The following is a 19521-nucleotide window of genomic DNA, read 5'->3' as shown; positions in this document are numbered from 1 at the left end:
GCGTTGACTTTTGGCACGCTGTTGAGTTCTCAAGGAACGGACGCTTCCTTCGTACTCACCCTCTCGGGCTTTCCTCCGGGCGCTTCCCTTCGGTGATCCAAACTCTATCAGGCTTTTCCCGTCTCTCTGACCACCGTCCTGCGGGCATGCAGAAGATGATCCCGGGATAGGATCTGACAAGTATGGGTGCTGCCGGGCAAGGACGCCTGGTGGCGCCGCTGAGCCCCGAGCAGGGGTACGACTGTACATGGACCCGCGGAGTGGGTGCAAACCGTTTCGTTTGGTGGTCTAGACCACCAACGTGAGCTGTGTAAGCTCTCGCCCGTAACCGGTGCTTACCGTGACATAGCTTGCCGCCACACCGCGCCGTCTCCGGCGATCAATGGCGGCGCACATGAATCTCCACCCCTGGGAGGCTTCCCATGACCACCGTGACGTCCCCCGTCGCAGGACGCGCCATCGGACTGGCGGCCGTGCCGGACCCGGTCTTCTCCGGGGCCATGGTCGGCCCCGGCACCGCGCTCGATCCGGTACGTGAGCCCGCGGACGCCGTGGCCCCCGTCGACGGAGTCATCGTCTCGTTGCACCCGCACGCCTTCGTCGTCGTCGACGAGCAGGGGCGCGGAGTGCTCACCCATCTCGGCATCGACACCGTGCAGCTCAACGGCGAGGGCTTCGAGCTGCTGGTGAAGAAGGGCGACACGGTGGTGCGCGGTCAGGCGGTGGTGCGCTGGAACCCCGCCGCCGTCGAAGCCGCCGGCAAGTCCCCCGTGTGCCCGGTCGTGGCCCTTGAGGCCACCGCCGACAGCCTCTCCGATCTTCGCGACAGCGGAGAGGTGAAGACCGGCGACAGCCTCTTCACCTGGAAGTGACCCCGCTGCCTCCCCTGGGACGGCCTCCCGAGGGGTGGCGCACATCAACCACCGCGGCGGTGGGACCCGCCGCACTACCGGAGACGGGTGAGATGGAGACAACGCTGCGAGGCGTCGGTGTGAGCCACGGTGTGGCGATCGGCGAGGTTCGGCACATGGGTACGGCGGTGCTGGAACCGCCGGCCAAGCAGATCCCCACTGAAGAGGCGGAGCGCGAACAGGGGCGCGCCCGTCAGGCGGTGGAGGCCGTCGCGGCCGATCTGATGGCACGCGGCAATCTGGCCGGGGGCGAGGCGCAGGCGGTGCTCGAGGCACAGGCCCTGATGGCGCAGGACCCCGAACTGATCGCGGATGTGGAGCGGCGTATCGCCGTCGGCAGCACGGCCGAGCGCGCGGTGTACGACGCGTTCGCCGCCTACCGGGACCTGCTCGCCGGTGCCGGTGAGTACTTCGCGGGCCGGGTGGCCGACCTGGACGACGTGCGGAACCGTATCGTCGCCCGTCTGCTCGGGGTGCCGATGCCGGGTGTGCCGGACAGCGACGAGCCGTACGTGCTGGTCGCCCGTGACCTGGCGCCGGCGGACACGGCGCTGCTGGACCCGACGCTGGTCCTGGGCTTCGTCACCGAGGAGGGCGGTCCGACGAGTCACAGCGCGATTCTGGCGCGGGCGCTCGGTGTGCCGGCCGTGGTGGCGCTGCCCGGCGCCGTGGAACTGGCCGAGGGCACGGTGATCGCCGTCGACGGCAGCACCGGCGAGATCTTCGTGAACCCCGGTGAGGAGAAGAAGGCCCAGTTGGAGGCCGCGGCCGCTGAGCGCAGGGCGGCGCTGGCCTCCGCGACCGGTCCCGGTGCCACGTCGGACGGCCACAAGGTGCCGCTGCTCGCGAACATCGGCGGTCCGGCGGATGTGGCGGCGGCGCTCGAAGCCGGTGCCGAGGGTGTGGGTCTGTTCCGGACCGAGTTCCTGTTCCTGGACGACGACAAGAACGCGCCGTCCGAGGAGAAGCAGGTCGCGACCTACCGGCAGGTCCTTGAGGCCTTCCCCGAGGGCCGGGTCGTGGTGCGTGTGCTGGACGCGGGCGCGGACAAGCCGCTGGGCTTCCTGACGCCGGCCGACGAGCCGAACCCGGCTCTCGGCGTGCGGGGGCTGCGGACGCTGCTCGAACACCCGGAGGTGCTGCGCACTCAGCTGTCGGCGCTCGCCAAGGCCGCCGAGGGCCTGCCGGTCTACCTCGAGGTGATGGCCCCGATGGTCGCGGACCGGACGGACGCCAGGGCGTTCGCGGACGCGTGCCGTGACGCCGGGCTGCGGGCGAAGTTCGGTGCGATGGTCGAGATCCCGTCGGCCGCGCTGCGGGCGCGCTCGGTGCTTCAGGAGGTGGAGTTCCTTTCGCTGGGGACCAATGACCTCGCGCAGTACACCTTCGCCGCCGACCGTCAGGTGGGTGCGGTGTCCCGCCTGCAGGACCCCTGGCAGCCCGCGCTGCTCGACCTGGTCGCGATCGCCGCCGAGGCGGCGCGGGCCGAGGGCAAGAGCTGCGGTGTCTGCGGTGAGGCCGCGTCCGACCCGCTGCTCGCGTGTGTGCTGACCGGTCTGGGTGTCACCTCCCTCTCCATGGGTGCGGCGTCGCTTCCCCATGTACGGGCGACGCTGGCGAAGTTCACGCTGGCGCAGTGCGAGCGGGCGGCGGCCGCGGCGCGGGCCGCGGAGAGCGCGGACGAGGCGCGTGGCGCGGCGCAGGCGGTGCTGTCCGGCGAGTGACCGTGCCCGGCCGGTCGCCGGCTGGTTTGCGAGGGGCGCTCCACTGTCCGGTGGGGCGCCCCTCGGTTGTTCAGCCGTGCCGCGGGGCCGGTCCTTCCTCTCCGAGGTCGGGTGGCTCGCCGTAGTCGACGCCGGATTCCGGGGAGATCAGGTCGCCGGATTCGATGTCGGTGCAGTAGGCGTCGAAGACCTCGCCGGCGGTGAGCGGTTCGAGGCCGCCGGCGCGCAGGCGCCAGCCGTAGACGCGGTCGGCGGTGCCGGGGGCGGTGGTGCGCATGACGAGCCCGCCGGGGCCGTCGGTGGCGATGCCGAGGGCGAGGACCGTGGTGAACTCCAGGGCTTCGGCCTCGTCGAGTTGTGTGGTGTCGCCTTCGTCGTCGGCGTGGAGGACGGCGAGGAGGGTTTCGGGTGTGCCGGTGACGCTGCACACCAGGTGCCTGTTGCCCGGCGGGGCCGTGTCGAGGATGCGGGCCACGAGGTCCGCGGCGCGGGCGAAGGCGGCACGGCCGATGTTCTCGCCGCAGGAGGCGCAGGGGCCGAGCCGGGCCAGGAGGGTGGAAGCATACTCCCAGGTGGCCTGGCGGACGGCCTCGTCGACGAGGTCGGGGACGAGTTCGGCCAGGGGCCGGCCGTCGTAGGGAAGTGCGGGGCCCGTGCCGGCGAGTTCGGCGGTGAAGCGGGCGCGGCTGGACGGGACGTCGGGGTCGAGACCGGTGGCCTCGCAGTATTCGGCGTACTCCTCGGGGTCGAAGAGGGCCACCGTGGTGTGGCCGCCCTGCGCGGCCACGAGTCGGAGGAGTTTCTCGACCTGGTGGAGGTAAGTGGTGTGGTCGTCGAAGGTGAAGCTGCGGTAGCGCCGCATGGCGCGGAAGTCCTGTTCGTCGGTGAGCAGGCCGATGGTGCCGGCGATCTCCCGGCGCAGGACGCGTCGCATGGTCAGGTGGTCGGTGTGCGCCATGTTTCCCCCTGTGAGCGCAGTCGATCTGTGCTCACTCACCGTAATCGGCGCCACTGACAACGGGGCCGGGCCGGTGTTCGCGGGGCGTGCGGTCCCCCCGCCGTGGGTGGGGGGACCGGGGTGCTCAGGCGCGCTTGCGGGCCAGTTCTTCGTAGAAGCGCAGCAGGTCGAGGTCGTCGACCGAGCCGGGGTTGACCGCCTTGTCCAGCGGCGTGCCCTGGAGGAGGCGCTTGACCGGGACCTCGATGCGCTTGCCGGTGAGGGTGTGCGGGATGCCCGGCACCTCGATGACCTCGTCGGGGACGTGGCGTGGGGAGAGCTGTTCGCGGATGGTCCGCTTGATGCGGCCGAGCAGCGCGTCGTCGAGGGCGGCGCCGGGGGTCAGCTGCACGAAGAGGGGCATCCAGTAGCCGCCGTCGGGCTGTTCGACGCCGATGACGAGGGATTCCTTGATCTCGGGGAGGCGTTCGACGGCTTCGTAGATGTCGGCGGAGCCCATCCTCACGCCCTGGCGGTTGAGCGTGGAGTCGGAGCGGCCGTGGATGATCACCGAACCGCGGGAGGTGAGCGTGATCCAGTCGCCGTGCCGCCATACGCCGGGATACATGGCGAAGTAGCTGTCGTGGTAGCGGCTGCCGTCGGGGTCGTTCCAGAAGTGGATCGGCATGGAGGGCATGGGGTTGGTGACCACGAGTTCGCCGACCTCGTCGATCAGCGGTGTGCCGTTCGGGTCCCAGGACTGCAGGTCGGTGCCCAGGCACGGGGCCTGGAGTTCGCCGATGTGGACCGGGAGGGTCGGTACGGCTCCGGCGAAGCAGGAGCACACGTCGGTGCCGCCGCTGACGGAGGCGATCCACAGGTCCGCCCCGCTCTCGGCGAACTCGTCGTGCAGCCAGCGGAACCCGTCGGGCGGCAGCGGCGATCCGGTCGTCGCGACACACTGCACCGTCGACAGGTCGAAGTCGCGCGAGGGGTGCACTTCCGCCTTGCGGCAGGCCATGACGTAGGCGGCGGAGGTGCCGAAGAGGGTGGCGCCGGTGCGTTCGGCGATACGCCACTGGGCGCCGGTGTCGGGATAGCCGGGGCTGCCGTCGTACAGGATGATCGTCGTGCCGGTCAGCAGTCCGGAGACGAGGAAGTTCCACATCATCCAGCCGGTCGACGTGTACCAGAAGAAGCGGTCTTCGGGGCCGAGGTCGCAGTGCAGGCCGAGTTGCTTGAGGTGCTCGACGAGGATGCCGCCCTGGGACTGCACGATCGCCTTGGGCAGGCCGGTGGTGCCCGAGGAGTACAGCACCCACAGGGGGTGGTCGAAGGGCACCGGTTCGAAGACGGGTTCGACGTCGGCGGAGGTCAGGCCGGACCACTCCAGGGCGCCCTCGGGTGCTTCGGTGCCGAGGAGCGGGATGTGGACGACCGCGCGCAGGGTGGGCAGTTCGCGGCGCAGTTCGGCGACGACGTCGCGGCGGTCGTGCTCCTTGCCGCCGTAGCGGTAGCCGTCGACGGTGAACAGGACGACGGGTTCGACCTGCTGGAATCGGTCGAGGACGCTGCGGGCGCCGAAGTCCGGGGCGCAGGAGGTCCAGACGGCGCCGACGGCGGCCGCGGCGAGGAGGGCGACGACGGCCTCGGGGATGTTCGGCAGGTAGCCGCTGACCCTGTCCCCCGGGCGTACGCCGAGGGCGCGCAGCTCGGCGGCCAGGGAGCCCACCTGGCGGCGCAGCTCGGACCAGGTCACCGGGCGCGGTTCGTGCGTCTCGTCGACGTGGAGGAGCGCGGGCTCGTCCGCGCGCGTGGCGGCCGCGCGCAGGGCGTGCTCGGCGTAGTTCAGGGTGGCGCCGGGGAACCATTCGGCGCCGGGCATCGACCGGTCGCCCAGTACGCGCGCGTAGGGGCTGGTGAACCGTACGTCGAACCACTGTGTGACGGCGTTCCAGAAGGCTTCCAGCTCGTCGACGGACCAGCGGTGCAGGGCCGGGTAGCCGCCGGCGGCCGGAGCGCCGTGGTGCTCGGCGGCCCAGGCCTGGAACTTCGTGATCTGTGCCTGGGCGATCCGCTGCGGATCGGGCTGCCAGAGCGGCTGGGGGTTCGCGGTCGACATGGGGCGGCTCCCGGACTGTGCGCGTCGTGTGCGTCGGTCCGCGCACGTGCTGGGGTGTGCGCGTGACGCGGCTGACACGGACGATGCCATGTGATCGACTTCTGCACCAGGGTGCACCGCACATAGTCCCCGGCGTGAAGATGTGGTCGCGGCACGGATGAACGGCAGTTGAACGCCACGCGCGCACACAGCCGTGAATGGCAGGGTGAGCAGCATGGACGGTCGTGACCTGGTGCGTTCGGTGAAGGCGGTCGGTTCGGTGGGGGTGGCCCACGGGCTGCGCACGGTGCGGGCCGCGTGGCGCCGGCGGCGTGTCGACGCCGGCGGCCTGCCGTCGCGTGGGGCCGAACGCGCGCGCGTGCCCGGCGCGGTGCGGGACGTGGAGCCCGGGCCCGGGGGCGGGGTCGTCCGCTTCGCCCGCTCGGAGCTCCGTATCGCCGTCGCCGGGAACGGGGCGGTCTTCTGGGGCTGGGACGGCGCCGGGCCCGAGCCGTCGTACGCGCTCGCCGGCCCTTGCCCGGAGCCGGACTCGCGCGCGGTGCTGGAGCCGGACAAGGACGGCGGCTGGCGGATCGTGGCCGAGCGGGTCACCGTCGGCGTCTCGCGGCACGGTGCCATCGAGGTCCGCACCCCCGGGGGCGTGCCGCTGCGCCGGGATCTGCCACCACGCTGGTGGGAGCCGGCCGGCGGGGGCCCGGCACGGTGGTCGCAGCGGTCGGAGGTGGCGGCCGACGCGCGGTTCTTCGGTCTGGGCGGCCGGGCGCGCGGTCCGCGGCTGCGCGACGGCACCTATCGCCTGTGGAACACCGATCCCGGCCACGCGTGCGGTCCCGGTGACGATCCGCTCCACGTCACCATGCCGGTCCAGCTCGTCGTGGCCGACGCGGGCACGCACCTGGTGTTCCACGACAACTCCTGGGACGGCGCGGTCACCCTCCGGGAGGGGGCGGAGGGGGCCGGCTCGGGCCACGACAGGGCCGGGGTGAGCGAGCTCAGGATGGACGGGGGTCCGCTGCGCTGCTGGGTGGTTGTCGGCACCCCCGCGCGCGTGGCGCACGTCTGGTCCTCCCTCACCGGACCGGCCGCGCTGCCGCCGGCGTGGGCCCTGGGGCACCATCACACACGGTGGGGCGGCGACGAACAGGAGGTGCGGCGGATCGTCGCGGGCCACCACGAGCACGGACTGCCGCTGGACGCCGTGCACCTGGACGCCGGCCATTACGACGCGCATCAGGTGTTCACCATCGACGAGGACCGCTTCCCCAAGCTGCCGGTGCTCGCCGAGGAACTGCGGCGGGACGGGATCCGGCTGGTGTCCGTCGTCGAACCGGCCGTGAGGGCCGCGCCGGGGAACGCCGTGTACGACGGCGGTACGGCCGCGGGCGCCTTCGTGCGGGACGGCTCGGGCCGGCTGGTGCGGGGCGTCGTCCGGCCCGGGGAGGCGGTCTTCCCTGACTTCACGCACGCGCGCGTGCGGCAGTGGTGGGGCGGCTTGTACCGGGAGCGGCTGGATCAGGGCTTCGCCGGTTTCTGGCACGGCATGAACGAGCCGACCTCCTTCGCCGCCTTCGGGGAGACGACCCTGCCCCGGTCGGCCCGGCACGCCCTGGAGGGCCGGGGCGGCGACCATCGCCAGGCGCACAACGTGTACGCCCTGTGCATGGCCGAGGCGGCGTACGAGGGGCTGCTCGGCCTGGTGCCCGAGGAGCGGCCGTTCCTCTTCTCGCGGTCGGGGTGGGCCGGGATGCAGCGCTACGGCGGCGCCTGGTCGGGAGAGATGGCTGGCTGGGCGGGGCTGCGGGCGTCGCTGTCACTGGTCCTGGGGCTGGGCCTGTGCGGAGTGCCGTACTCCGGCCCGGACGTGGCAGGTTCCGGCGGCGGTCCCTCGCCCGAGTTGTATCTGCGCAGGCTCCAACTGGGGTCCTTCCTGCCGCTGTTCCGCACGCACGCCGGCCCGCGGGCGGGGCGCGGGGAGCCGTGGGAGTCCGGGCCGGAGATCCTGGAGCACGCGCGCGTGGCGCTCGTCGAGCGGCGGCGTCTGCTGCCGTACTTCGTGACCCTCGCGCATCTGGCGCGGCGCACCGGGGCGCCCTATGTGCGGCCGCTGTGGTGGGGCGCTCCGGAGGACCGGGCGCTGCGGGACTGCGAGGACGCCTTCCTGCTCGGCGACGGCCTTCTGGTCGCCCCTGTGCTCGATCCCGGTACGGACCGGCGGGCGGTGCGGCTGCCGCGGGGCCGCTGGTACGACACGGCGACGGGACGGGCGTACGAGGGGCCGGGGCAGGTGCTGGTCGACGCCCCGCTCTCCCGGATCCCGGTGTTCGCGCGCGCGGGCACCGTGATCCCCGTGCTGGGCGATGACGGCGGTCTTGAGCTGGAGGTGTGGGCGCCCGCTCCGGGGCGTGCCGGGGGCGGCCTCGTGGTGCCGGACGCGGGCGGCGGCTGGGAGGAGCCGGGGATCGAGCGCTACGCGACCCGCCGGCAGGGCGGGAAGGTCGTCGTCGAGTGCGAGCGGGAGGACGGTGCCGGCGAGCCGCCTCATCCGCTGCGCATACGGGGGCTCGGCGCGTCCTGACTCCGGGAGTGCGCCGGGATGAGAGGCGCCGGCCGCGCCACAGCGTGGGGCCGGCTCAGACGTAGCGGCCGTCGAACCAGGCCCGGACGGCCCGTGTGTGCAGGGGGAAGGCGAGTTCGGCGGGCCTGCGCAGCAGGTTCCGGTCCTCCGTCTCGTCGGTGGCGGTGAACGACGGCAGGCCCTCGGCGGGGCGCTCGGGCAGCAGTCCGAAGAGCAGCAGATGCCCGTCGGGAGAGCTCATCGCGTCGGCGAGCCGTACATCGCGCGCGGCCGCCTCGATCCCGGTCTCCTCCCGGAGCTCGCGGACGACGGCGTGACGCCAGTCCTCGTGGTCGTCGACGTAGCCGCCCGGCAGGGCCGTTCTCCCTCGCGCGGGGGCGATGGTGCGGGTGATGACGATCAGGGCGGTGCCCCGGGTGTCGTACACGGGCTGGAGGGCCACCGCGACCGGCAGCGGGTTGCGGTAGGCCACGGTGCCGCACGCCGGACAGGTGCGCGGCCGGCCGCCGACGCCCTCGCCGTACGGCGCTCCGCAGCTCGAACAGTGGGAGTGCGGTACGGACTTGGCGGTCGCGTGCGGTATGTCGGACACGCGCGGACTGTATCCGATCGGCGGGCGTACGTCCTCCGTCGGCGGTTGCCACCGTTGCCGCCGCCGTCCTTGACGCTCCCTGCGCGAGGGAGAACACTTCCCCGGGCGTGGGCGCCTTCGCCGCCCATCCCGGGCTGTTTCCGCCGATGTGGGACAAACTGTTACCAGTGAGGGCGCAGGGGATGGATGGTCCCGGCCCTCGGCCGCTTCTCCACCTCACAAGGGGTAGCCATGACGGACAACGCCGAGAAGTTCGTGGCCGCCATCGACCAGGGCACCACCTCGAGCCGCTGCATCATCTTCGACCACAGTGGCGCCATCGTCGCCGTCGACCAGCGCGAGCACCGCCAGATCTTCCCCAAGCCCGGCTGGGTGGAGCACGACGCCACCGAGATCTGGTCGAAGGTGCAGGCGGTGGTCGCGGGCGCGGTCGCCAAGGCGGGGCTGCGGGCCGACCAGCTCAGCGCGCTCGGCATCACCAACCAGCGCGAGACGACCGTCCTGTGGGACCGGGCCACCGGCAAGCCCGTGCACAACGCGATCGTCTGGCAGGACACGCGGACCGCGGCGCTCTGCAACGAGCTGGGCGGTTCCGAAGGGCAGGATCGTTTCCGCGAGCAGACCGGCCTGCCGCTCGCCAGCTACTTCTCCGGCCCCAAGGCGGCCTGGCTGCTGGACAACGTGCCCGGCCTGCGCGATCGCGCCGAGCGCGGTGAGATCGCCTTCGGCACGATCGACACCTGGCTCATCTGGAATCTGACCGGCGGCGTCGACGGCGGCCGGCACGTCACGGACGTCACCAACGCCGGCCGCACCATGCTGATGAACCTGCAGAACCTCCGGTGGGACCAGTCGATCCTGTCCGCCATGAACGTCCCCGAGGCGATGCTGCCCGAGATCAGATCCTCCTCCGAGGTGTACGGGGCCGCTGTCGGCCAGCTCGCCGGGGTGCCCGTGGCATCCGCCCTCGGCGACCAGCAGGCGGCCGTGTTCGGTCAGGCCTGCTACGACGTGGGCGACGCCAAGAACACCTACGGCACCGGCAGCTTCCTGCTGCTGAACACCGGCAACCGGCCCGTGCCGTCCAAGAGCGGCCTGCTCACCACCCTGGGCTACAAGATCGGCGACGAGGCCCCGGTGTACTGCCTGGAGGGCGCCATCGCCATCACGGGCGCGCTGGTGCAGTGGTTCCGCGACCAGCTCGGCATCATCCGCACCTCGGACGAGATCGAGACGCTCGCGGCGAAGGCGGAGAACAACGGCGGCGCTTACATCGTGCCCGCCTTCTCCGGCCTGTTCGCGCCGTACTGGCGCTCCGACGCGCGCGGGGTGGTCACCGGCCTGACCCGGTACGTCACCAAGGCGCACCTCGCGCGGGCGGTGCTGGAGGCGACCAGTTGGCAGACGCGCGAGGTCGTGGACGCCATGTACCAGGACTCCGGGGTACAGCTGACGACCCTGAAGGTCGACGGCGGCATGACGAAGAACAACCTGCTCATGCAGCACCAGGCGGACGTGCTCGACGTGCCGGTGATCCGGCCCAGGATCTCCGAGACCACCTGCCTGGGCGCCGCCTACGCGGCCGGGCTGGCCACGGGCGTGTGGAACGACCTCGAAGAGCTCAAGTCGCACTGGCAGAAGGACGCCGAGTGGATCCCTTCCATGGACGCCTCGGTCCGTGACCGCGAGTACCGCAACTGGCGCAAGGCCGTGGAGAAGAGCTTCGGCTGGCTGGACGACGGCGAGAGCTAGGGAGCCGGCCCTCAGGGCCTCGTACGCGGCCCGTACCCCCGTCCGGCCGGGGTGCGGGCCGTGTGTGCGGCGTCAGACGGCGGTGGCCCGGCGGCGTTGCGCGGCGTGGGCCATCGCGTGCTGGACGACCTCGATGAGGACCTCCTTCACCGACTCGCGTTCGCGGGCGTCGCACAGCAGCACCGGGACGAGGCCGTCGAGGTCGAGGGCCTGGCGGACGGTGTCCACGGCATAGCGGGCGGCGCCGTCGAAGCAGTTGACGGCCACGAGGAAGGGGATGGAGCGCCGCTCGAAGTAGTCCACGGCGGCGAAGCACTCCTCGAGGCGACGGGTGTCGGCCAGCACGACCGCGCCGAGCGCGCCCTCGGACAGTTCGTCCCACATGAACCAGAACCGCTCCTGCCCGGGCGTGCCGAAGAGGTACAGCACCAGGTCCTCGCGCAGCGTGATACGGCCGAAGTCCATCGCCACCGTGGTGGAGTGCTTGCCCTCCACGCCGCTGAGGTCGTCGACCGGCCGTCCGGCCTCGGTCAGCAGTTCCTCGGTGCGCAGCGGCCTGATCTCGCTGACCGCGCCGACGAGGGTCGTCTTACCCACGCCGAAGCCGCCGGCCACCAGGATCTTGAGCGTGACGGGCTCGACCGGGGGCTTGCCACGCTCGGAACGGCCGAGGATCATCGCGTGCTTCTCCTGCTCGATGCGGTGTCGGACGGCGGCGGGCCGTATCCTCCGCCGCCGGGGGTCTCGACGACGAGCACGTCGTCGGGGGCGACGTCCACGGAGTCCCGTCCGCCGAGTTCGGCGACCGTGCCGTCAGCGCGTTCCACCCGGTTGGCGCCGAGGGCGCCGGGCTCGCCGCCTGCCATGCCGTAGGGGGGCACCCTGCGGTGCTGGCAGAGCGTGGAGACGGTCATGGCCTCCAGGAAGCGGATGCGGCGCACCGCGCCGTCCCCGCCCGGCCACCGTCCGGCGCCGCCGCTGCCGCGCCGGACCGCGAACTCCTCCAGCCGCACGGGCAGCCGCCATTCGAGGACTTCGGGGTCGGTGAGCCGGGAATTGGTCATGTGTGTCTGGACCACACAGGCGCCGGGGAATCCGTCGCCCGCGCCCGATCCGGAGGCGACGGTCTCGTAGTACTGGTGGCGCTCGTTGCCGAAGGTGATGTTGTTCATCGTGCCGGAGCCCTCCGCCTGTACGCCGAGCGCCGCGTACAGGGCGCCGGTGATCGCCTGGGAGGTCTCCACGTTTCCCGCGACGACGGCGGCCGGGGGACGCGGGGAGAGCATGGAGCCGGGCGGCACGACGATCCTCAGGGGGCGCAGACAGCCGTCGTTGAGCGGGATGTCGTCGGCGACCAGTGTGCGGAAGACGTACAGGACGGCTGCGTTGACCACGGAGAACGGGGCGTTGAAGTTGGTGGTGAGCTGCTCGGAGGTGCCGGTGAAGTCGATCGTCGCCGACCGTCGCTCGCGGTCCACGCGCACCTGTACCCGGATGACGGCGCCCGAGTCGGTCTCGTAGGCGTACTCGCCGTCGTCCAGGGCGTCGATGACGCGGCGGACGGCCTCCTCCGCGTTGTCCTGGACGTGCCGCATGTAGGCCTGGACGACGTCGAGGCCGAAGTCGTCGATCATGCGGGCGACCTCGTCGACGCCCTTCTGGTTGGCGGCGATCTGGGCGCGCAGGTCGGCGAGGTTGGTCTCCGGGTTGCGGGAGGGGTGTCGCGCGCCGGTCAGCAGGCGGCGGGTCTCCTCCTCGCGCAGGCGGCCGTTCTCGGCGAGCAGCCAGTTGTCGAAGAGGACGCCCTCCTCCTCGATGGTGCGGCTGTCGGCCGGCATGGAGCCCGGCGCGATCCCGCCGATCTCGGCGTGGTGGCCGCGCGAGGCGACGTAGAAGAGGATGCGGTCACCCTGCGTGCCTGCGGTGTCGAAGACCGGGGTGATGACGGTGACGTCCGGCAGGTGGGTGCCGCCGTGGTACGGGTCATTGACCGCGTAGGTGTCACCGGGCCGCATCCGGGGGCCGCGGCGCCGGATGACCTCCTTGACGCTGGTGCCCATCGAGCCCAGGTGTACGGGGATGTGCGGGGCGTTGGCCACCAGGTTTCCGTCCGGGTCGAACAGGGCGCAGGAGAAGTCGAGGCGCTCCTTGATGTTGACGGACTGGGCCGTGGACTCCAGCCGGGCGCCCATCTGCTCGGCGATGGACATGAACAGGTTGTTGAACACCTCCAGCAGGACCGGGTCCGCTTCCGTACCGAGATCGGAACTCTGCGTGACCGCCACGCGTTCCAGGAGCAGATGCCCGTCGTCCTTGGCCACGGCCCGCCAGCCGTCGTCGACGACGGTCGTCGCACTGGCCTCGGTGACGATCGCGGGGCCGGTGACGGGGTCGCCGGGGGTCAGGTCCTCCCGGCGGTGGAGGGGTACGTCGCGCCAGGCGCCGGCGGTGTGGAGCCTGACCGTCTCCGGGGCGGTGGAGCGTCCCGCGCGGGCGTGCTCGTCCGGGGCGAGGGCGGACAGATCGGGGGGTTCGGTGAGGCCGGTGGCTTCCACGGAGAGGGATTCGACGACGATCGGGCGGTCGAGCGTGAAGGAGTACGTGGCGCGATGACGTCCTTCAAAGGCGTGCCGCATGGCGGCGGGCTCGGTCAGCTCGACGGTGAGGATGGTGTCCGTGCCGTCGTAGCGGAGCTGGGCGCGGCGGGTGACACGGACGCGCTCCTCGGGGACGTCCTCGGCGCGCAGTTCCGCGCGGGCCGCGCCCTCCAGGTCGTCGGCGGTCTTGAGCACGCCCGGCATGGCGGCGGGTTCCAGGGGTGCCTCGACGGACTGCTCGCGCATGGCCGTGGTGTCGGCGAGGCCGATGCCGAGCGCGGACAGGACGCCCGCCATGGGTGGGACGAGCACGGTGCGGATGCCGAGCGAGTCGGCGACCATGCACGCGTGCTGTCCGCCCGCGCCGCCGAAGGTGGTGAGGGCGTAGCGGGTGACGTCGTGGCCCTTCTGCACGGAGATCCGTTTGACGGCGTTGGCGATGTTGGCGACGGCGATCCGGAGGTATCCCTCGGCGACCTGTTCGGGGGTGCGGTCGTCGCCCGTCCGCTCATGGATCTCACGGGCGAGCGCGGTGAAGCGTTCGCGGACGAGTGCCTCGTCGAGGGGCTGGTCGCCGCCGGGCCCGAACACCTCCAGGAAGTGGGCCGGCTGGATGCGGCCGAGCATGACGTTGGCGTCGGTGACGGTGAGCGGGCCGCCGCCCCGGTAGCAGGCGGGCCCCGGGTCGGCGCCCGCCGAGTCCGGGCCGACCCGGTAGCGGGAGCCGTCGAAGTGCAGGACCGAGCCGCCGCCGGCGGCCACGGTGTGGATGTCGAGCATGGGGGCGCGCAGCCGGACGCCGGCGATCTGCGTGGTGAGGACGCGCTCGTACGCGCCCGCGTAGTGGGAGACGTCGGTGGAGGTGCCGCCCATGTCGAAGCCGATAACCCGGTCGAAGCCGGCGAGCCGGGACATGCGGGCCATGCCGACGATGCCGCCGGCGGGCCCGGACAGGACGGCGTCCTTGCCGCGGAACTGTCCGGCCTCGGCGAGCCCGCCGTTGGACTGCATGAACATCAGCCGTACGCCGTCCAGCTCGGTGGAGACGTGCTGGACATAGCGGCGCAGCCCGGGCGACAGGTAGGCGTCGACGACGGCGGTGTCGCCGCGCGGGACGAGCTTCATCAGGGGGCTGACCTCGCTGGACAGCGAAATCTGCGGGAAGCCGACGCGGGCGGCCAGGTCGCCGACGGCCCTCTCGTGCGCGGGGTGCAGATGGCTGTGCAGGCAGGCCACGGCGACGGCGCGGATCCCGTCGTCGTACGCCTGCCGGAGGGGGCCGGTCAGCGCGTCCAGATCGGGGGCGCGCAGCACGGTGCCGTCGGCCGCGATGCGCTCGTCGACCTCGACGACCCGCTCGTACAGCAGCTCGGGCAGCTCGATACGGCGGGCGAAGATGTGCGGGCGGTTCTGGTAGGCGATGCGCAGGGCGTCCCGGAAGCCGCGGGTGACGACGAGGACGGTCCGCTCGCCCGTGCGCTCCAGCAGGGCGTTGGTGGCCACGGTGGTGCCCATGCGGACCGCCTCGACGGAACGGGCGGAGCCGTCGGAGCCGTCGGGGCCGTCGAGGAGCGCGCGGATGCCCGCGACGGCCGCGTCGGCGTACCGGGCGGGGTTGTCGGACAGCAGCTTGTGCGTGACCAGACGTCCGTCCGGGCGCCGTGCGACGATGTCGGTGAACGTGCCGCCCCGGTCGACCCAGAACTGCCAGCCCGTCATGTCACCACCCCGCTTCCGTGTAGCTCACAGCGCCCGCAGGCCGTTGATCACGTCCCGCAGGATGCTCTCGTCGGGCAGTTCCGCGGGCGGCACCGGACGTGTCACGTGGACGTACTCCTCGTCCACGAGGTCGCCGACGAGCACGCGCACCACGCCGAGGGGCAGATCGAGCTCCGCGGCGAGTTCGGCGACCGACTGCGGGGACCGGCACAGCTCGACGATGTCCACGTGTTCCGGCGACAGCGTGACGTCCGCCTCCGGGTCGTCCACATGCGGCTCCGTGACGACCACCGCGATCAGGTCGAGGCGGTGCTGGGCCGCGTGGCTGGTGCGGCCCCGCGTCATGGCGTACGGGCGGACCACCGGTCCGGCCTCGTCGTCGAACCAGTGGCTTCGTGCCTGACCGTCTCCGCTCATGTCATCCCACTACCCGCCTCAGGGCGCATCGGTGCGTGGAGCGGCACCCAGATGCGCACCGACCCGCTTGACGAGCAGGGTCATCTCGTAGGCCACCTGGCCGACGTCGGAATCGGCGTCCGACAGGACGGCGAGGCAGCTGCCGTCGCCGGCCGCGGTCACGAACAGGAAGGCGTCGTCGAGCTCGACGACCGTCTGCCGGACGCCGCCCGCGTCGAAGTGCCGGCCCACGCCCTTGGCGAGGCTGTGGAAGCCGGAGGCGACGGCGGCCAGGTGCTCGCTGTCCTCCCGGGTCAGGTCCTTGGACACGCCGGTGGCCAGTCCGTCCCGGGACAGGACGATGGCCTTGCGGATGCTCGCGACCTTGTCCACGAGTTCGTCGAGGAGCCAGTTCAGCTCCACCTTGTCCGTCGCGGTGTGGCCGGTCGCCTTCGGTGCGGTCATCGACCGTCCCCCTTTGTCGTTCCCTGTGCTGTGCTGCCGTGCGGGGTTCGGTCCCCCGCGGCGTTCTCCTCGCGGCCGCGCTGCCAGCCGCGCTGGAGCGAGGCCATCCGGCTGCGTACCTCGTCGGCGTCGCGTTCGACGGGGTCGGGGCCGTCCTCGGCGGGCCGGCCGGGGCTCTGTTTCAGTTGCGGGGCGAGACTGGCCTGCCGTACCCGCCGGGGCAGCGGACCCGCGTCGGGTTCCGGGCCGCCGGGTGACTCTGCCGGGTCGTGCCCCTCGCCGTCCGGCCCGCCGGCGGCAAGCGCGGGGCGGACCGTGCGCCGCGGCAGGGCCGGAGCCTGCCGCGGCCCCTGGCTCGTGGCCGGGGACTCCTCGGCGCCTCCGCGGTCCCCGCGGCCGCCGGCTCGGGCCGGTCCCTGCGGGGCCTCGTCGCGACGGCGGACCGGCAGCGGGGTCGCCGGTTCGCGCTCCGGGCGGTCGGGGCCCGCCGCGTCACCGGCGTCGGCCGTCGCGCGCCGGGATCTCTGCTCGGTGACCGGGCGTCCGTGGGAGCTGACCAGCTTGGGCGTGCGGCGCCGGGGCAGCGGGACCGGGCGCCCCGGGGTGTCCTCCTCGCCGGTCTCCTGCGGCGTGCCGCGCCGGCTCGTGCTCTGCCGGTGCTCGGCGAGGCTGCGGGGCAGCACCTCCTGTGCCGTCTCCCGTGCCGGGGAGGGGCGCGGTCCGAACAGTCCGCCGCGTTCGCCGGCTTCCTCGTCGAGGACGTCCGGGAAGTCCTCGATGGCGTCCAGGTCGACGGGGGCCTCGAGCTCCACCGGCCCGTCCAGGACGGAGGCGGGCAGTCCGGGCAGCCGCACGGGTGCCTGGGCGAGAGCGGTCCCGCGGCCCGGCTCGCGGTCGGCCTTCCCTGCGGGCCGGTCGAGACGGAAGCCGACGCCGTTGGTGTCCGGGACGTCGTCCGTCAGCAGCGCGTCGGGGATGAGCACGACGGCGGTGGTGCCGCCGTATGGGGACGGCTGGAGCGAGACCCGGACGTTCTGCCGCTGGGCGAGCCGGCTGACCACGAACAGCCCGAGCCGGTCGGTGTCGGAGAGCTCGAACTCGGGTGTCTCGGCGAGCCGGAGGTTGGCGTCGAGCAGCGCCTCGGCGGCCATGCCGAGGCCCCGGTCGTGGATCTCCAGGGTGAAGCCGTTGGCGACGCGTTCGCCGATGACCTGGACCGCGGTGTGCGGCGGCGAGAACACCGTGGCGTTCTCCAGGAGTTCGGCCACGAGATGGGTGAGGTCGGCGACGGCGGGGCCGATGACGGCGGTGCGCGGCAGCCGCCGGACCTCGATGCGTTCGTAGTCCTCGACCTCGGCGACGGCGGCGCGCACGATGTCCATCAGCTGGACGGGCTTGCGCCACTGCCGGGACGGGGCGGCGCCGGAGAGGATCACCAGGCCTTCGGCGTGCCGTCGCATCCGGGTGGTCAGGTGGTCGAGCCGGAACAGGTCGGCGAGTTCGTCGGTGTCCTCGGTGCGACGTTCCATCGCGTCGAGGAGGGTGAGCTGCTTGTGCAGCAGGACCTGGCTGCGGCGGGCGAGGTTGACGAAGACCTCGGAGACACCGGCGCGGAGATCGGCCTGCTTGACGGCGGCCTCGACGGCGGCCCGCTGGAGGGTGTTGAGGGCCTGGCCGACCTCGCCGATCTCGTTCCTGTCGTACTCCAGGCGCGGGACCTCGGTCTCGATGTCTACCTGTTCGCCGGCCGACAGGCGGCGCATCACGCTGGGCAGCCGGACGCCGGAGGCCTCGTGGGCCTCCAGGCGCAGTTGCCCGAGGTCGCGGATCAGGCTGCGGCCGACGCGCACGGAAAGGACGAGTGAGACCAGCACGGCGATCAGGCCGAGGACGCCCGCGACGGCCGCTTCGAGGATGACATTCATGGCGACCGGGCGGACGCGGTCCTGGAATCGGTCGTTGGCGTCGTCGTTGAGGGTGCCCAGCTCGTCGAGGACGTCTCCGGCCGCGGTGTCCCAGCTCTGCACGGTCACCGCCCGCGGTATGCCGGACGTGCTGGAGACGGCGGCCTGTTCGGCGGTCCGCACCGGTGCGGAGGAGGCGTTCTGCCAGAAGCGGTCGTAGCGGCCGCGCTCGGAGGAGGGCAGCAGGGGCAGTTCGACCTCGTAGAGCAGGGAGCGCTGGGCGACCAGGTCGGAGACACCGCGGGTCTCGGCGCGGGTGAGATGGCCGACGATCAGCGAGGAGCCGAGCAACGCGTCCTCGCGGGAGAGGAGTTCGCGGGCCTGGGCGAGACCGACCAGGGCGCGGTACTGCTTGGCCAGGTCGGCGTCGTCGACGACGTGGAGGTTGGCGAGCAGGGCGTAGCAAGGGTCGACGAGCCGGTTGTAGAGGTCGAGTGCCTGGGCGCGTCCGACGGCGCGGTCCTCGACGCTGCGGCGCAGGGAGTCGATGCCGTCGAGGGCGTCCAGGGCGACGCTCAGACGTCCGGTGCCGTCCGGGCCGAGCGCTTCGCGGACGTCGGGGTCCTTCGCGGTCCCGCGGATCTTGGCGATGGCCTCGTCGGTGGCACTCCTGCTGCGGCGCAGTGCGGTGAGGCTGTCGGAGGCGCGCGGGTCGGCGAGGTGGACGAGGGTCTGGCGGCGTTCCTGCTGCACGGCCCGCACGGCGTCCTCGGTGGGGTAGGCGACCTTCCCCACCACGTTGGACGCGTTGAACAGCTGGGTCACGTGCCGTCCGGTGATCAGTGTGGCGAAGGCCCAGATCGCCGTGAGCGAGAGCAGCGGCACGAGAAGCAGCGCCACGATCTTCCGGCGGATGGACTTCCCGCGAAAGCGCATGGCCTCCCCCAGCTCGTCCCCCAAGGGCCCGGGGGTACACATGTGCGTCAACAAACGGCGCGAGCCTACTACCGACATGCAGTCAACTCGAAGAGCTGTCCGGAGCCTGTTCTTCCGCATTGGCGCCGGGTACGGGCGAGTTGTCGGGGCATTGCGGGAGATGCCGGTCCGCGGGACCGGGACGACGGGGTACCGCAACGGGGCGCCCGGCCTGGCCGGTTGACCGATTTTTTTCGTCGGCCGGGAATCTTCGTGACGTCTCGTTCGTCCTTGTCCACGGGAGATGGGGGCGGAATCGGCCACAGCACGCGCAGTGTGCGTCCGGACCGCGTAAAACAGCGCAAGCCGGGCAGCCACTGGGAAGCCGAACTTTCGGGCACCGGAGTGAGTGGTCTGCCGGCGGTGGGGAGGGACACAGTGATGGGGACAGCGGAGCGACCGCCCGTGGACGGGCCTTCGTCGCACACGGGCGGGCGTTCGGAGCAGCCGTCCTGCAAGCCGTTGTGGGTCGAGGAGCCCGCGCGGCGGCGGAGGCTGCCCGATCCGGTGCGTACGGCCGCCGTGCGGGCGGTGCTGATCGTCTCCGTGACGCTGATACAGGCGGTGGTGGCGTTCCTGTTCAGTGTGTCCGGGTCCTGGCTGGCGTTTCCGATGGTCCTGAGCAGCGTGGCCAGCACGGTGGTGGCCACCTGGGCGGCGCTCGACGTGTGGGTGACCCGCCAGGTGTGGAACCAGCGCAACGGCGTGGTGTCGGCGCCGAGCAGCACCGCGCGGGCCCTGCGGCGCGAGCGACGCCAGGCACGGCGGGAGGCGCGGGCCGCCGAGCGGGCGCGAAAGCGGATGCGCGGCCGGGGCGGCGCGGGGCGGCTGTCGCACCCGTAGGGCTGACCG

General features: G+C 72.2%; 12 protein-coding genes and 1 pseudogene. 5 read left to right on the top strand and 8 right to left on the bottom strand.

The window, feature by feature from the left end:
- Nucleotides 1-422: 422 nt before the first annotated feature.
- Both ACF09J_RS17005 and ptsP read left to right on the top strand, forming a co-directional pair.
- Nucleotides 423-872, top strand: a complete 450-nt coding sequence (locus ACF09J_RS17005; protein ID WP_392306191.1) for a PTS glucose transporter subunit IIA — start codon at nt 423-425, stop codon at nt 870-872.
- Nucleotides 873-964: 92 nt separating this feature from the next.
- Nucleotides 965-2635, top strand: a complete 1671-nt coding sequence (gene ptsP, locus ACF09J_RS17000) for a phosphoenolpyruvate--protein phosphotransferase (protein ID WP_392306190.1) — start codon at nt 965-967, stop codon at nt 2633-2635.
- A gap of 70 nt (nt 2636-2705) precedes the next feature.
- Here ptsP and ACF09J_RS16995 read toward each other — a convergent pair whose 3' ends face one another.
- Complete coding sequence (locus ACF09J_RS16995; RefSeq protein ID WP_392306189.1) at nt 2706-3593, bottom strand: hypothetical protein; 888 nt, start codon at nt 3591-3593, stop codon at nt 2706-2708.
- Nucleotides 3594-3717: 124 nt separating this feature from the next.
- The gene (locus ACF09J_RS16990; protein WP_392306188.1) at nt 3718-5694 is read right to left on the bottom strand and encodes an acetoacetate--CoA ligase; all 1977 of its coding nucleotides are present in this window, start codon (nt 5692-5694) and stop codon (nt 3718-3720) included.
- Between the two features lie 214 nt (nt 5695-5908).
- Here ACF09J_RS16990 and ACF09J_RS16985 point away from each other — a divergent pair, with 214 nt between their 5' ends.
- Entirely contained in the window at nt 5909-8269 is a 2361-nt protein-coding gene (locus tag ACF09J_RS16985; protein ID WP_392306187.1) for a glycoside hydrolase family 31 protein, read from the top strand.
- Between the two features lie 55 nt (nt 8270-8324).
- Here the strand turns inward: ACF09J_RS16985 and ACF09J_RS16980 are convergent, their stop codons facing one another.
- Nucleotides 8325-8861, bottom strand: a complete 537-nt coding sequence (locus ACF09J_RS16980; RefSeq protein WP_392306186.1) for an NUDIX domain-containing protein — start codon at nt 8859-8861, stop codon at nt 8325-8327.
- 231 nt (nt 8862-9092) lie between these two features.
- On the opposite strand from ACF09J_RS16980, the gene glpK reads away from it, so the two are divergent.
- Nucleotides 9093-10613, top strand: coding sequence for a glycerol kinase GlpK (glpK, locus tag ACF09J_RS16975; RefSeq protein WP_392306185.1), 1521 nt, complete (start codon nt 9093-9095; stop codon nt 10611-10613).
- A gap of 72 nt (nt 10614-10685) precedes the next feature.
- On the opposite strand, the gene ACF09J_RS16970 is transcribed toward glpK, so the two are convergent.
- The 5 genes and pseudogenes from ACF09J_RS16970 to ACF09J_RS16950 all read right to left on the bottom strand — a co-directional run bounded on the left by ACF09J_RS16970 (nt 10686) and on the right by ACF09J_RS16950 (nt 18630).
- The gene (locus ACF09J_RS16970) at nt 10686-11291 is read right to left on the bottom strand and encodes an ATP/GTP-binding protein (protein WP_392306184.1); all 606 of its coding nucleotides are present in this window, start codon (nt 11289-11291) and stop codon (nt 10686-10688) included.
- Nucleotides 11275-14929, bottom strand: a pseudogene (locus tag ACF09J_RS16965) (hydantoinase B/oxoprolinase family protein); the annotation flags it as partial. The pseudogene ACF09J_RS16965 and the gene ACF09J_RS16970, both read right to left, overlap by 17 nt.
- Nucleotides 14930-14953: 24 nt before the next feature.
- The gene (locus tag ACF09J_RS16960; protein ID WP_392306183.1) at nt 14954-15346 is read right to left on the bottom strand and encodes a DUF742 domain-containing protein; all 393 of its coding nucleotides are present in this window, start codon (nt 15344-15346) and stop codon (nt 14954-14956) included.
- Between the two features lie 18 nt (nt 15347-15364).
- Nucleotides 15365-15790, bottom strand: a complete 426-nt coding sequence (locus tag ACF09J_RS16955) for a roadblock/LC7 domain-containing protein (RefSeq protein ID WP_392306182.1) — start codon at nt 15788-15790, stop codon at nt 15365-15367.
- Nucleotides 15787-18630, bottom strand: a complete 2844-nt coding sequence (locus ACF09J_RS16950) for a nitrate- and nitrite sensing domain-containing protein (RefSeq protein WP_392306209.1) — start codon at nt 18628-18630, stop codon at nt 15787-15789. The genes ACF09J_RS16955 and ACF09J_RS16950 overlap by 4 nt, the downstream gene beginning before the upstream one ends.
- 402 nt (nt 18631-19032) lie before the next feature.
- Between ACF09J_RS16950 and ACF09J_RS16945 the strand changes: the two genes are divergently transcribed.
- Nucleotides 19033-19512 carry a hypothetical protein gene (locus ACF09J_RS16945; protein ID WP_392306181.1) on the top strand — a complete coding sequence of 160 codons (480 nt, stop codon included), beginning with the start codon at nt 19033-19035 and terminating at the stop codon, nt 19510-19512.
- Nucleotides 19513-19521: the final 9 nt, after the last annotated feature.

The organism is Streptomyces sp. NPDC014889 (assembly GCF_043081205.1).
Lineage (GTDB): Bacteria > Actinomycetota > Actinomycetes > Streptomycetales > Streptomycetaceae > Streptomyces.
This window is presented reverse-complemented; position numbering and strand designations above follow the sequence as displayed.